Origin of the sequence: Paenibacillus periandrae (assembly GCF_022458865.1) — a bacterium.
In the GTDB taxonomy this organism is placed as follows: Bacteria; Bacillota; Bacilli; order Paenibacillales; family NBRC-103111; genus Paenibacillus_S; species Paenibacillus_S periandrae.
Window position 1 is genome coordinate 101,622 of record NZ_JAJNMU010000009.1, and the last position, 12,546, is coordinate 114,167.

Annotated in this window: 15 protein-coding genes; 13 read left to right on the forward strand and 2 right to left on the reverse strand. The window is 44.5% G+C overall.

Annotation, left to right across the window (positions count from 1 at the left end; translation table 11 throughout):
* The first annotated feature begins 148 nt into the window (after positions 1–148).
* Positions 149–1,132, forward strand: coding sequence for a patatin-like phospholipase family protein (locus LRL21_RS16340; protein ID WP_240416874.1), 984 nt, complete (start codon positions 149–151; stop codon positions 1,130–1,132).
* A gap of 86 nt (positions 1,133–1,218) precedes the next feature.
* Here LRL21_RS16340 and LRL21_RS16345 read toward each other — a convergent pair whose 3' ends face one another.
* On the reverse strand, positions 1,219–1,488 hold the full coding sequence (locus LRL21_RS16345; RefSeq protein WP_240416875.1) for a hypothetical protein: 270 nt from the start codon (positions 1,486–1,488) through the stop codon (positions 1,219–1,221).
* A 47-nt stretch (positions 1,489–1,535) separates the two neighbouring features.
* Positions 1,536–2,477 (reverse strand): DUF1385 domain-containing protein, encoded by a 942-nt coding sequence (locus LRL21_RS16350; protein ID WP_240416876.1) that lies wholly within the window; start codon positions 2,475–2,477, stop codon positions 1,536–1,538.
* A gap of 160 nt (positions 2,478–2,637) precedes the next feature.
* Between LRL21_RS16350 and LRL21_RS16355 the strand changes: the two genes are divergently transcribed.
* From LRL21_RS16355 to LRL21_RS16415, 12 genes are all read left to right on the forward strand, one after another.
* On the forward strand, positions 2,638–3,147 hold the full coding sequence (locus tag LRL21_RS16355) for a YqhR family membrane protein (RefSeq protein WP_240416877.1): 510 nt from the start codon (positions 2,638–2,640) through the stop codon (positions 3,145–3,147).
* Positions 3,148–3,264: 117 nt separating this feature from the next.
* Complete coding sequence (gene aroQ / locus LRL21_RS16360) at positions 3,265–3,717, forward strand: type II 3-dehydroquinate dehydratase (RefSeq protein WP_240416878.1); 453 nt, start codon at positions 3,265–3,267, stop codon at positions 3,715–3,717.
* 166 nt (positions 3,718–3,883) lie between these two features.
* Complete coding sequence (locus LRL21_RS16365; protein ID WP_240416879.1) at positions 3,884–4,954, forward strand: M24 family metallopeptidase; 1,071 nt, start codon at positions 3,884–3,886, stop codon at positions 4,952–4,954.
* A gap of 79 nt (positions 4,955–5,033) precedes the next feature.
* Positions 5,034–5,591, forward strand: a complete 558-nt coding sequence (efp, locus tag LRL21_RS16370; RefSeq protein WP_076230020.1) for an elongation factor P — start codon at positions 5,034–5,036, stop codon at positions 5,589–5,591.
* 138 nt (positions 5,592–5,729) lie between these two features.
* Positions 5,730–6,839 carry a GNAT family N-acetyltransferase gene (locus tag LRL21_RS46280; RefSeq protein WP_338044630.1) on the forward strand — a complete coding sequence of 370 codons (1,110 nt, stop codon included), beginning with the start codon at positions 5,730–5,732 and terminating at the stop codon, positions 6,837–6,839.
* A gap of 25 nt (positions 6,840–6,864) precedes the next feature.
* A complete protein-coding gene (locus LRL21_RS16385) occupies positions 6,865–7,437 on the forward strand; it encodes a DJ-1/PfpI family protein (RefSeq protein ID WP_240416880.1) in 573 nt (190 codons plus the stop codon).
* 40 nt (positions 7,438–7,477) lie between these two features.
* Positions 7,478–7,987: a GNAT family N-acetyltransferase gene (locus LRL21_RS16390; RefSeq protein ID WP_240416881.1), complete on the forward strand. Its 510-nt coding sequence runs from the start codon at positions 7,478–7,480 to the stop codon at positions 7,985–7,987.
* Positions 7,988–8,115: 128 nt separating this feature from the next.
* On the forward strand, positions 8,116–8,748 hold the full coding sequence (locus tag LRL21_RS16395; protein WP_240416882.1) for a pyridoxamine 5'-phosphate oxidase family protein: 633 nt from the start codon (positions 8,116–8,118) through the stop codon (positions 8,746–8,748).
* 63 nt (positions 8,749–8,811) lie between these two features.
* Positions 8,812–9,507 carry an HAD family hydrolase gene (locus LRL21_RS16400; protein WP_240416883.1) on the forward strand — a complete coding sequence of 232 codons (696 nt, stop codon included), beginning with the start codon at positions 8,812–8,814 and terminating at the stop codon, positions 9,505–9,507.
* A gap of 68 nt (positions 9,508–9,575) precedes the next feature.
* Positions 9,576–10,418: a helix-turn-helix domain-containing protein gene (locus LRL21_RS16405; RefSeq protein WP_240416884.1), complete on the forward strand. Its 843-nt coding sequence runs from the start codon at positions 9,576–9,578 to the stop codon at positions 10,416–10,418.
* Between the two features lie 162 nt (positions 10,419–10,580).
* Positions 10,581–11,588, forward strand: a complete 1,008-nt coding sequence (locus LRL21_RS16410) for a hydroxyacid dehydrogenase (protein WP_240416885.1) — start codon at positions 10,581–10,583, stop codon at positions 11,586–11,588.
* 57 nt (positions 11,589–11,645) lie between these two features.
* Positions 11,646–12,455, forward strand: coding sequence for a sugar phosphate isomerase/epimerase family protein (locus LRL21_RS16415; protein ID WP_240416886.1), 810 nt, complete (start codon positions 11,646–11,648; stop codon positions 12,453–12,455).
* Positions 12,456–12,546 lie beyond the last annotated feature (91 nt).

Below are 12,546 nucleotides of genomic sequence, written 5' to 3' on the forward strand. Positions count from 1 at the left end.
GCCAAAGAAGCAGCAGTCAAGCGTGTCCCAAAGGGACGAAAGCGCCCCGAGGAACACAACAGTACGCTCATGATCCAGGGAGTCCAGAGGGCAAAGCCCTTTGGGGCCCTCCCCTCAGGGGAGGGTTTGGGAGGGGGAAAGAAATCTCATGAAAATCAATGCTGTATTTGAAGGCGGCGGAGTTAAGGGCATTGCATTGGCTGGAGCCGTTTCAGCAGCTGAAAGCAGGGGAATCGAGTTTCACCAGGTAGCGGGTACATCCTCAGGGGCCATCATAGCCGCTCTAGTGGCATCTGGTTACCAGGCTGAGGAAATGAAAGCCATTATTGAAGCAACACCATTCAAAGCCTTCCTGCAGCGTTCCAAGCTGTTTGATACCAAGGTAGTCGGGCCGGCTGTTCGTCTCTTGTTAAAAAAAGGGCTATATTCGGGAGAAGCATTAGAAAACTGGATGCATAAGCTTTTGTTGGCAAAAGGGATTCGTAACTTTGGTGATTTGAAAAAGAATCAGCTGAGAATTATCGCATCAGATATTTCACAGCGCAAGCTGTTAGTGCTTCCCGATGATATTGCTCAATATGGAATTGATCCGCAGCAGTTGGCCATCTCCAAGGCCGTTAGAATGAGCACGAGTATTCCTTATTTTTTTGACCCAGTGATTATACGTAAAGCGGCAGACAAGCGATTACCGAATGAGACGTTTGCTGAGCAATTTGTTTATGTCGTTGATGGAGGACTTTTAAGTAATTTTCCATTATGGATCTTCGATCATGATGACGTTCCTGCTCTGGATTCCATGATTCCGACAGTGGGCTTCCAGCTTGTAGGTAGAGGCTCTAGCAAGCCCAATACGATATACGGTCCTTTAACGATGTTCAAGGCGCTATTTTCCACCATGATGGATGCTCATGACGAGCGTTATATTGAGGAGGTCAATCGATTTCGGACAATTAAAATCCCTACGCTTGGGGTAAGTATTACACAATTTGATATACCTTTGGAAACAAGCAGGCTATTGTATGACTCTGGCAAGAAGGCAGGTGAACGATTTTTTGACAAATGGAGGCTCAACGACTATAAGCAAGATTACGTAGAACATGTGCTTCGCAACAACAAAGCAATAATTATTTAAGTGATGAAGGGAAGCTGTGTTTAAGGAGCGCAGGAATGCTCGGCATGATTAGATAGCAAAATAAAAAACGGCGAGAAGCTCGCCGCTTAATGATATTTGGGAGGCTCATCTGAGTTTCCCTTATTTCCGTTAATGACACGGAACGTGGCATCCCTTGTACGTCTTTCTTTCCCTTTGCCAAAACGTGTTGTCGTTGTCTTTCTTTTGCCCCATTTGTTGGGTGGGTACTTTAGTAACAGGAAAATGACACCGAATACGACAATCGGGATGATGAGCTGGGAAGCCATCGAGGCAACACCTATCAATGCTAATCCCAGTATGATGTAGGTAGCAATGGAATAACGGCCAGATTTCATTACGTTTCCTCCTTAGAGTTTTCGTAGAAAACTTCCTTATTATACAATTAAAGCTTTAGCTTCTGATCGATTTCTCTCATCCGGTTAAAGGATGCAATGGACACTTCTACCTGCGAATTATCAGGCTGCTTGGTTGTGAGCATTTGCAGCCACAATCCGGGATAACCCAGATAACGCAGAACAGGCACTTCACGCAAGCTGTTGGTGAATCGAAGGACCTCATAAGAAACACCAATAACTACGGGAAGAAGCACAATACGCTGTACGATGCGCTCAACAAACGAATCGTAAGTAAAAAATGAGTAAATGATGACACCTACGAGCACTGTGAACACGATAAAGCTGCTGCCGCAGCGATAATGCAGTGTACTGAATTTTTGAACATTGGCTACGGTTAATTCCATGCCAGCTTCATAGGCACTGATCACCTTGTGCTCGGCTCCGTGGTATTGAAACAGACGCTTGATCATCGGTGTTAAGGAAATAAAGTAAATGTAGGCTACCAATAAAATGATTTTGATCAAGCCCTCAATTAAATTATGCCCAATCTGATTGTGAAATACGTTGGCGAACAGCAGCTGCTCAATAATAGGAGGAACGAGTGTAAATACGAATTTACCAAATACAAAGGACAACACGCCGACCACGGCAACTCCCAGAATCATGGAGACCCGCCCAGCCATGGATTCCTTTTGCTCTTTCTTCAGTTCCTCGGGGTCCTGTTCGCCTTCGGCAAATGATTCAGCGGAAAAGTTCAAATGCTGCGCGCCTTTGGCACTTGCTTCAACAATACCTACAATCCCGCGGATAAAAGGAATCTTTTTTAAGGCTTGAACCCACCCGATCTCTTTTTTAGGAACTTCTAAATATTGAATGGAATTATCTTTTCGGCGTACCGCCGTAACGTGTACAGTTCGACCTGCAAACATAACTCCTTCGATTACGGCCTGACCACCGTAAATTCCACTTGGTTGCTCTTTTTGCGACACGATCTGCACCTTCTTTTGTAAATGATGAGTGAGGTTTCTTCATTATTGTATCGGATTCAAAGAGAGAAAGCTACTATCGATTAGTTAACAGAAAAATGCGTATACTAACTTTACCAGCCCGAATGGATAGTCAAACCTTTGCGAGGAATGGGGGATCACGATGGATATGGAACAAGCAGCCGCTCTTAGTTCTAATAAATGGTTTTTTTCGTTGTACATCGGCTTTTATGCTGGATTGATTTGGGGAGCAGTCAAGATGGTGGAAAGCCTGTTCCACTTCAGCAGCCTGACACCAGGATTCATGGTCGAACCGTTTTTTAAAAGCAGCTTTTTGGTAACCTGGCAAGGTTATTTGCTCGGATGGTGCGTATTTATCGTATTTTCAATTGCAGCTTCGCTGCTGTACGCTTTACTTTTGGCCAAATCGGCTGGACCCTGGGCGGGACTTGGGTACGGGGCGATATGGTGGGGCTTGATTTTTTTATTAATCGGTCCCCTTACAGGAATGATGAATTGGATTGCTTATCTTGATTTGAAAACCATACTGACGGAGTTATGTTTATTCATACTGTGGGGTTTGTTTATCGGGTACAGTATAGCCTATGAGTTTAACGATGAACGCGAACGTGAGCCCTTCAAAAAAGGCAGGTCCAGCCCGCAGGCAGAATGAGCTTGTCGCTGTAAACATGAAACTATCGAAAAAACAGTTCTCAAATCGAAGAAACTTATGGTAAAATAAGAGGTACGCGAATTTTAGTCAACTTTTGTTGGTTATGGAGGGTCTGCTTTGAAACAAATCTTGGTATTAAATGGCCCTAATTTGAATATGCTGGGTGTTCGAGAGCCAGGCATATACGGTTCATTGTCGCTGCAAGCCATAGAGGATAATCTTCGAAAGCTCGCTGTAGAGCTGGGTGTGGAGCTGGAATGCTTCCAATCCAATCATGAAGGCGCGTTGATCGATAAAATCCATGAGGCTTTCGGCAAGCAGCAGGGAATCATTATGAATCCCGGAGCATTTACCCATTATAGCTATGCCATTCGTGATGCGATAAGCGCTGTGCAGCTACCATTGATTGAAGTACATATTTCCAATATCCATAAAAGAGAGCCTTTCCGGCATGTGTCGGTGATAGCTCCCGTTGCGCTTGGTCAAATTGCAGGCCTTGGTGCCGATGGCTATGAGCTGGGTCTGCGTGCTTTAGTCAAGCACCTGGATGAGGCGAATCTCACGAAGTGATGCTTACGAAGAAAGACTTTCTTATAGAAAGTCAAGCCTGTGCTTACGAAGTCAGTTTTCCTACGGAAAACAAGCTTACGCTTACGAAGAAGACTTTCTTATAGAAAGTCAAGCCTGTGCTTACGAAGTTAGTTTTCCTACGGAAAACTTTTAGGAGGGAAACCACATGCAAGGACGTTTGGATAAATTGCGTTACGCGCTTCAGGAGCAAGGACTGCAGGCTATTCTGATTACGAATGCGACTAATCGTCAATATATGACAGGATTCACCGGTTCCTCAGGTTATGTGCTGATTTCGGAGTCGAAGGCGTACCTGCTTACCGATTTTCGTTACATGACACAAGCTCCTAAGCAGGCGATCGGTTATGAAGTGGTGGAGCATGCACCAAAAGCAATGGCAACCGTCAAAGATCTGCTGTTGAAGGCGGGTATAACGAAGGTTGGCTTTGAGCAGGATGATATGACCTATGGAACCTTCCTAAGTACATCTGATGCACTAAGCGGGATTCAGCTTCAGGCAACCAGTGGATTGGTAGAAAAGCTGCGGATGATCAAGGATGCGTCGGAGCTGGCTGTCATGCAGGAAGCAGCTGATTTGGCTGACCGTACTTTTGATCATATTTTATCGTTCATTCAGACTGGCACTAAAGAAATTGATATTGCACTCGAAATCGAAATATTCATGCGCATAAATGGTGCAGCGTCTACTTCATTCGAAACGATTGTGGCTTCAGGTGAGCGTTCAGCTCTGCCGCATGGCAAAGCAAGTGACCGAGTGATCCAAACGAACGAATTCGTCAAGCTGGATTACGGCGCGTATTACAAAAGCTATTGCTCAGACATTACCCGCACGGTTGTTGTTGGCCAGCCTACAGATAAGCACAAGGAAATTTACCATATCGTACTTGAGGCTCAGTTGGAAGCGCTGGACAAGATCAGACCGGGTATGACGGGTAAGGAAGCAGATGCGATTGCGAGAAATGTGATCAAACAGCATGGGTACGGGGATTATTTTGGACACGGAACAGGTCATGGGTTAGGAATGGAAATTCATGAAGCGCCGCGATTGTCGGTGCAGGGAGATACGGTTTTAACACCAGGTATGACTGTGACGGTCGAACCAGGCATTTATTTGCCAGGCTTTGGCGGGGTTCGCATCGAGGACGATATTGTCATCACAGAGACCGGTATTCACATATTAACGCATTCAAGCAAAGACTTGATTGTGTTAGCTTGAGATTAAATCTTTGGCAGCTGCTTGGGTTAGCTGATTAGCACCAGGCTGGCTGCTCACATTTTTAGGGAGGTATTTTTCCGTGATTTCAGTAAACGATTTTAAGACAGGCCTTACCATCGAAGTGGAGCATGACCTATTTACCGTAATTGATTTTCAACACGTAAAACCGGGTAAGGGTGCAGCATTCGTACGCTCCAAGCTCAAAAACCTGCGTAATGGCAATACCGTTGAGCGAACTTTTCGTGCAGGTGAAAACGTAGGCCGTGCTCACATCGAGAACCGTGAGATGCAATACCTGTATGCCAGCGGTACCGAGTATACGTTCATGGATACCGAAACTTACGACCAGTTCAGTCTGGATGCCAAGCAATTGGAATGGGAGCTTAAATTCCTGAAGGAAAACATGATGATTCATATCATGAGCTACCAGGGCGAAATTCTCGGAATTAACCTGCCAAACAGCATTGAGCTTAAAGTTGTTGAAACAGAGCCGGGTATTAAAGGAAACACAGCTACTGGTGCAACCAAAAGTGCAACACTGGAAACAGGTCTGACGGTTCAAGTGCCTATGTTCATTAACGAAGGCGATGTGCTGTTGATCGATTCCCGTGAAGGAAAGTATATTTCCCGCGCTTAGTTCATACCCTTTGCACAATCGAAATCCATACCGAAACCGGTATGGATTTTTTGCTATCCAATTCGCAGGTAAGTTGTTCCTATTTGATTGTAGATTATGTTATTTTTTGGTTTAATTAGAAAGGGGGTGAACCTCTGTATGTACAAAGGACTGGTGAATCGATTGATTAATCTAAAAGATTACAAGGATACGAAGGCAATTATAGAGCTGCTCACCGAATGTATGTATCCTGATCAGGAACGAGTCCTGAGAGAATTTGAGGCATATCAAAGCAATGAATTCAAAAGGCTGCTCGGTATCATCGAAAATGATGAATTGGTGGGGCTTCTCGGAGTTATTGCCCAGGATGATGATCAAGTTGAATTAAAACACATAGCGGTCAAAAGCTCGCATAGAAGACAAGGCTTGGGCAAAAGTATGATTACAACATACATGGAAGAAAGCCCTTTTAGTAGAATGAAGGCAGAGACGGATCAAGGTGCAGTTCATTTTTATAAAAAAATCGGTTTTAACATCATCAGTTTGGGTGAGAAATATCCGGGGGTCGAGCGGTTTGAATGTATATTTAACAAAGCTACGGCTCTTGAGCAGTTAGTAAGTTCAGTAAGTACAGAGGATAAAACCACATTATACATAGTGAGGCATGGACAAACGGAGTGGAATATTCAGCATAAAATACAAGGTCATCAGGATTCACCTTTGACAGAAAAAGGGATTCAACAGGCGCAGTGGCTGAGTGAAGCTTTGGAAGACGCGAAGATCGATATCATCTACTCCAGCTCAAGCCATAGAGCGGTTCGAACGGCACAATTAATCAGGCATACCCGAGATATCGAAATTAAGGAGAGCGATGCTTTCAAAGAAATGAATATGGGTGTCTGGGAGGGGAAAACGCAGGAGGAGGTTCAGGATGGCGATCCGGAAGCATGGGATCATTTTTGGAACGATCCCGAGAAATTTCAGATACAGGGTGGCGAAACCTTCAGTGCTGTAGCGGAACGATCAGTACATGAATTAAATCGGGTTCTACATGAACATCAAGGCAAATCCATCCTTATTGTAACTCATAGTGTTGTTGTAAAATTGTTGATGGCCATATTTGAGAATCGTCCGATGAAAATCATTTGGAATCTTCCCTATATCCATCCAGCTTGCTTATGTAAGGTCGAGTTTCTAAACGGTGAACCGGAAATTATTTTACACGCGGATATATCCCATTATCAAGAAGAAGGTCTGGAACTGACTTGAATGAACTGAAAGAGAGGTGTTTGCCTTGGGGAAAATAATATGTCTGATCACTGAGGATTTTGCGGATTTTGAGATTACATTGGCATTTCATAAAATAAAGAACGTAGGTCACAGAGACGTGCTTTCAGCCGGTTACGCCTATGAAGCTGTCATGAGTGAGTCCGGTCTGTTCTATAAGCCCAATTTGACAGTATCTGAAGCGTTGGAGCTTGATGATATTGAAGCTCTTATTATTCCCGGAGGGCCAATCCGAGACCAACGACCGGAGCTTACAGATTTGATTGTTAAGCTGGATGGCGACAAGAAGCTGCTTGCAGCGATATGTAACGGCCCTCAGTATTTGGGGAGAGCAGGAGTGCTGCACAAGCATACGTTCACCACTTCTTGCTCGATAGAAGTGATCCATAAGCTCGGTGTTGAGGACCCTTTTCCACGAGTGAATTATAGCGATCTGAGAGTTGTAAGGGACGGAAACATCATAACGGCTAAAGGGCGCGCGTTTGTTGATTTTTCATTTGAGGTATTCGATTATTTGAACATTTATGGAGATCGGTACGAAGAACAAGAGCAGTTATTTAAAGACATTATGAACAAATAAATCAAATCGTTGGAATGGAAGTAATAAAAGAGGTGAGTGGATGAAAGAAATCATCGATCAGGTAAACATTCAAAGAGTAGATGAGTCGGATTTGGCTAAACTGCAGTCTTTGTACATAGAAGCGGCTGCCTGGATGGAAGCGAAGGGTATAGACCAGTGGAGAACAAGTGATTTTACAACCGAGCATATGCACAATCTGATCCGGCAGACGGAGCTGTACCAGGTGAACTGGAACGGTTCGATTATTGGAGGCTTATCGATCCAGTGGAAAGATGCTATTATCTGGAAAGAGCTGGATTGCGATAATGAAGCCGGTTACTTACATAAATTAGTCGTGAAGAGAGAATATAACGGCTTAGGTATTGGGCATACAGTGCTTCGTTGGTGTGAGGCATATATGAAAATGAATGGTAGGAAGCTGCTCAGGCTGGATTGCGTACCGAGTAATGTGAAATTAAACGAATATTATGTAACCGCGGGTTTTGAGTTTCGAGGACGCACGGAGGGTAAGGGCTGGGCTGCAAATTTATATGAGAAAGCTTTTTTATAACAGTAAAAAAGGGTCAGAAATGCCGATATAGTCTATATAGTCTATATGAATAGTTATATCCGTGCCGCTGTTTCCGCCTGTGATAAATGATAATAGCAATCAATAACAATGGGTATGGAGGACTTATTATGAATTGTCCTTTTAAAGAAATATTGAGCTCGGAAGAAGAAATTCAGGAAATTGTTGGGTATCCGAGTGAGGTGGTTAAGAAGAAGGGGATCGATCGATTGGATCAGCATTGTCGCGATTTTATTGCTCTTTCACCTTTGGTGTTTGTCGCAACCTCGGATGATCAAGGACGCTGTGATGTTTCGCCTCGCGGGGATGCGCCCGGGGCTGTACTGGTTCTGGATGAACGCTACATGGTCATTCCAGAAAGACCTGGAAATCGTAGAATCGATTCACTAAGAAATATTGTGCGGAATGCTGCTATTGGACTTATTTTTCTTATTCCCGGTCTTGAAGAAACCTTGAGGGTTAACGGTAAAGCCTATGTGATCAAGGATGCTGAGATACTACAGCAAATGAAAGTCAGGGACAAGCAGCCAAGCTTGGGAATCGGAGTCGAGGTAGAGGAATGTTTTATTCATTGTGCCAAGGCTTTTAAACGATCAGGCCTGTGGGACGTGCATACTTGGGCAGATCAAGATGCGTTGCCATCGGTTCCTACTATTTTGACGTCTCATGTGAATTCTGCTGAGTATACTGTAGAAATCATCAACAAGGGACTGCAGGAAAGCTATGAGAAAAGGCTGTATTAGCTGAAACATAAATTAGGAACTCACATCTGCACTCGTACAAACCTGAATCAGGGGGAGCTGAGCATGGCACAAAAGGAAGCTATTATATTTGATCTTTTTGAAACCTTGATCACTGAATTCGCCAATGGTAGACGCAAAGTGAGTAGAGCATCTAGAGATTATGGCAGCTTAATAGGTCTTTCTAACAGCGAGTTTCAGCAGCAGTGGAACGAACGGCAAGAGATGAGAATGAACGGAGGATATCCAACCTACCGTGCTGTCATGATGGATATTCTTGAAAAGAATAAATTGCCCTATGTGGAGCACGTTATCGAAGCCCTTTACCAGGAACGTATTCTTGAAAAAAGAGTACCTTTTATGGATATTAACACCGATGTTATCGACTTGCTGAAGCTATTGAAGAGAAAGTCTATCAAGCTGGGCCTTATTAGTAACTGTACGGAGGAGGAAGTTCGAGGATGGGCAGAATGCCCGTTAGCGGGTTATTTTGATGAGGTGATCTTTTCTTATCAAGTTGGGTATGCGAAACCGGATATCGCAATATATCAGTTAGCCTGTTCGCGTTTGGAGGTCAACCCAAAGCATTGCATGTTTGTTGGAGATGGTGGCTCTAACGAATTGGCAGGAGCTCGCAGTGCAGGTATGGATGCTTATCAGGCGGCCTGGTATGTTCCCGACTTTATCAGCAGTAAAATCTCAGGTTTTCCGCGATTAGCGGAACCGAATGAGCTATACAAGCAGTTTCTGGACAAGCAGTGATAGTAATCGGCAAGCAACACGTAAGATGAAGGGCGCACAAGAAAGATCTTTTAGAGGTGATTTCCATAATGAATGCATCCGTGCTCCAGTATAAGGACTTTATGCAGGAGGATTTTCCGATCAAATTTGAAATCAGAACGGAAACCAACTACAATCCGTTCTCTCATGGCCATGAGTTTTTGCAAATTTGTTATGTCCTGACCGGAGTGTGCCGTCACATAGTAGAAGGTCAGCAGATGGATTTGCAGCGCGGAGATTTATTCTCCATTCCTACCTCTACGATGCACTGTTTTATGCCTATAGATAAACAAGCCTTTGAATTGGTGCAGCTGGATTTCATGCCTTCACTTCTTGAGGAAAATATTAAGGAGCTATCGAAGATTTCTTTGTCCTGTCCGCTGCTAATTAATTTATCTCCGCGTTCACAGATCGTCATCGAACGTCTGGTAGAAGAGATTAAAAACGAAATGGACACGCAGGATGCGTATCATCAATATGCGGTACGCGCTGATTTGTTGAAAATTCTCGTCATGATCACCCGCGAGGTCAGAGGCTGGGCTCAGCAGGCTGGGTCTGGCTATGAACAGGCTATTCGTGAGGTCATTCATCATATGGAGCAGCACGTTGATAAGCCGTTGACTTTAAAAGAGGCTGCTGCACGAGTATCTGTGTCGCCCAATTATTTCAGTTCGCTGTTCAAAACGGTCACCGGAGTCACTTTTAGCGGTTTTCTATCGGAGCTGCGCTTGCGCAAAGCGGGTGAGCTGCTGCTTCAATCGGATCTGTCAGTTGGAGAAGTGATGGAAGCAGTAGGTTTCTTGCATACGGGACATTTTTTCAAAACATTTAAAATCAAGTATGGCGTTACACCGTTTGCTTACAAGCGGAATCACACAAATAGCAGTAAATAGTGTAGTTTTGTAAGAAGATAGTGCGGTCCCCCTTCGCAAGGTTTCAGCTATAATAAGTTTAGATTCATTATGAATGCGGTTTCGAAGGCATACGTATTTCGGACCTACTAAGCGATCATACACAGAATTGGCAGAATGGATGAGCCGCTTGATTGGAGATTAATGATGAGAACATTAGTAACGGTTTGGAAAAAAGAACTGAAGCAGCTGTTATTCACCAAAGACGTAATCAGGCAGTTAGAGTCAATATCTGAAGTTGACTGGGTGACAGAGGGTACGCCGTATGGAGTGGATCAACTCCATAAGGACATCCATCGTTATGATGCTTGTCTGACATCCTGGGGCTCGCCCAAGCTAACCGTCGAAGTATTGGCACAAGCGAAGCAGCTAAGCTTTGTCGGTCATGCTGCTGGAACGTTAACACCCTATGTCGATGCGGAGATTTTTCAAAAACCTATAAAAGTGGTCAATGCCAATACGGCGCTTGCCAAATCCACCGCTGAGCTGGCCGTAACGTTGATAATGAGCGGTTCATGGGAAATTCCAAATTACCGTGATCGGCTAAAAAGCGGGCAGTGGGGAGAAAGCGCTAGCGGCAATACGGTTATGGGACTATCCGGCCAGACGGTTGGGATCATTGGTCTTGGTGAAATTTCCAGAGAGGTTATCCGTATACTACAGGCCTTCAACACACGATTGCTGTTATATTCACCTTATTGCTCAGTGGAGGAAGCGCAGGCGCTTGGCGTTACACTTTGCAGTCTGGAGGAAGTGTTGAGGAACAGTCGTATCGTGTCCCTCCATGATACATTGACGACGTCTACAAGAGGAATGATAGGTAAAGAGCAGTTAAAGCTGCTTGCCGACGGTGCTTTGTTAATCAACACGGCACGAGGTCCTTTGATTGATGAGGCGGCTTTGCTGGAGCAGCTTATATCGGGACGCATATCTGCAGCATTGGATGTATATCATAGTGAACCTGTTCAGTCGGGTTACCCGCTGCTGAAGCTGCCCAATGTGCTATGCTTGCCGCACATTGGAGCTTATTCCGGCTACTGGAAGTCGCAGCTGGCAGCGATGGTTGTGGAGGATTTGGTCAGGTTTGCGTCAGGACAGCCATGCTTAAGGGAAGTAAATAAGGAACGTTTTTTACGAATGACTGCACAGTAAATGACTATAATAATGATGATTGGAAACGAGGGTTCTAATCAGGAGAGTGAGGATACAATGAAATTATCTTTTACTACCTTAGGATGTCCCGAATGGGAGCTGGATTTAATTATTGAAAGAGCGGTGGAATATGGCTTTGATGCCATAGATTTTCGTGGACTTGCCGGGGAAATGAACATTTACAAGCTGCCAGCTTTTTCTGTAGATGCGATCCAGACTCGCGATCAAATTCAGGCTGCAGGACTTCAGGTATCGTGTTTTTCCAGCTCTGTGAATGTGTTCTCCAAGGAGAATTTCGAGAAAAATGCAGCTGAAATCAAGGAATATGTTAAGCTCTGCTCCATATTTAACACCCGATATATTCGCGTATTCGGTGGGGCTATAGGTGACACGGATCGTGCAGAGGCTGTCCAAACGATGGTACAGCATTTTCAAGAGCTGGGTGCATTGGCGAAGGCGCATGGCGTGAAGCTGCTGCTGGAAACCCATGATGACTGGACCGCAAGTACAGATGTTCAAGCGGTTATGGAGCAGGTGGATTCGGAAGCCGTTGCTGTACTGTGGGATCTTCACCATCCAGTGCGTACGCTTGGCGAGCTGCCAACGGATACATGGCAATCACTAAGTCCTTGGGTCGAATACACCCATGTGAAGGATTCGAAGCTTTTGCCAGATACTGATGGTAAATTTCAATATTGTTTAACTGGACAAGGCAACATTCCATTAGTAGATACGATTAAGCTGCTGCAAGAAAATGGGTATGACGGCTATTTCACATTTGAGTGGGAGAAAAAGTGGCATCCGGAAATCCTGAATGCGGAAGAAGCATTTCCTCAGTATGTACAATTTATGAGAGCTTTGGCTTGATTCACAAGAAAGCTCTGTAGTGGAGTACATGGAGTTGATTTTATAAATAAAAGACTGCTGGGGTTCATGTTTGAACAATCCAGCAGTCTTT

Bases quoted from the DNA above. Each gene is read 5' to 3' on its own strand.
- LRL21_RS16340 (WP_240416874.1), top strand. From the start codon at position 149: ATGAAAATCAATGCTGTATTTGAAGGCGGCGGAGTTAAGGGCATTGCA.
- LRL21_RS16345 (WP_240416875.1), bottom strand. From the start codon at position 1,488: ATGAAATCTGGCCGTTATTCCATTGCTACCTACATCATACTGGGATTA.
- LRL21_RS16355 (WP_240416877.1), top strand. From the start codon at position 2,638: ATGGATATGGAACAAGCAGCCGCTCTTAGTTCTAATAAATGGTTTTTT.
- LRL21_RS16365 (WP_240416879.1), top strand. From the start codon at position 3,884: ATGCAAGGACGTTTGGATAAATTGCGTTACGCGCTTCAGGAGCAAGGA.
- LRL21_RS46280 (WP_338044630.1), top strand. From the start codon at position 5,730: ATGTACAAAGGACTGGTGAATCGATTGATTAATCTAAAAGATTACAAG.
- LRL21_RS16390 (WP_240416881.1), top strand. From the start codon at position 7,478: ATGAAAGAAATCATCGATCAGGTAAACATTCAAAGAGTAGATGAGTCG.
- LRL21_RS16395 (WP_240416882.1), top strand. From the start codon at position 8,116: ATGAATTGTCCTTTTAAAGAAATATTGAGCTCGGAAGAAGAAATTCAG.
- LRL21_RS16400 (WP_240416883.1), top strand. From the start codon at position 8,812: ATGGCACAAAAGGAAGCTATTATATTTGATCTTTTTGAAACCTTGATC.
- LRL21_RS16405 (WP_240416884.1), top strand. From the start codon at position 9,576: ATGAATGCATCCGTGCTCCAGTATAAGGACTTTATGCAGGAGGATTTT.
- LRL21_RS16410 (WP_240416885.1), top strand. From the start codon at position 10,581: ATGATGAGAACATTAGTAACGGTTTGGAAAAAAGAACTGAAGCAGCTG.
- LRL21_RS16415 (WP_240416886.1), top strand. From the start codon at position 11,646: ATGAAATTATCTTTTACTACCTTAGGATGTCCCGAATGGGAGCTGGAT.